Origin of the sequence: Mesorhizobium sp. M7A.F.Ca.CA.004.04.2.1, assembly GCF_004022825.1 — a bacterium.
GTDB lineage: Bacteria > Pseudomonadota > Alphaproteobacteria > Rhizobiales > Rhizobiaceae > Mesorhizobium.
This window is the reverse complement of the sequence record NZ_RZPH01001714.1, coordinates 1-544: the sequence shown is the minus strand read 5'-3', so window position 1 is coordinate 544 and position 544 is coordinate 1. Positions and strand designations below refer to the sequence as shown.

At 61.9% G+C, this 544-nt stretch carries 1 protein-coding gene; it reads right to left on the bottom strand.

The window, feature by feature from the left end; all coding sequences use genetic code 11:
* Window positions 1–19 precede the first annotated feature (19 nt).
* Entirely contained in the window at window positions 20–403 is a 384-nt protein-coding gene (locus EN893_RS37165) for a RidA family protein (protein ID WP_127271321.1), read from the bottom strand.
* Between the last annotated feature and the right edge of the window lie 141 nt (window positions 404–544).

Here is a 544-nt window from a genome sequence, read left to right as displayed (position 1 = left end):
TTTCATCGTCGGTCGCCTTTCAAGCCGTGCGCCGCAGCGCCGTCACCTCGATCTCGATCTTCATTTCCGATCTGTTGAGCTGGCAGACGATCATCGTCGCCGCCGGCCTGATGTCGCCGAACGTCTCGCCGAGGATCGGGAAGACCACGTCCACGAAGGCCTGGTCAGTGATGTAGTAATGCGCCCGCACCACGTCGGCCATCTCGAAGCCGCCGTCCTGAAGCGCCTTGCCGATCGTCGCCAGGCAATTGCGCGTCTGCGCCTCCACCGTCTCCGGCATCGTCATCGTCGCATAGTCGTAGCCGGTCGTACCGGACACGAAACACCAGTCGCCCTGCACCACTGCACGCGAATAGCCGGCGGTCTTTTCGAAGGGCGAACCGGTGGAGATGAGTGTGCGCATGGGGCCTCGCAGGATTTGGTGGCCATTTTGCAGGGAAGACGCCTGTCCGACCATGGGCCAACATGGTTGGATTGGCGGTGCAAACCTTCGATGCCAGCGGGGGTGTGAAGGATCGCGGCGGACAATTCTTTTCCGCAGCAC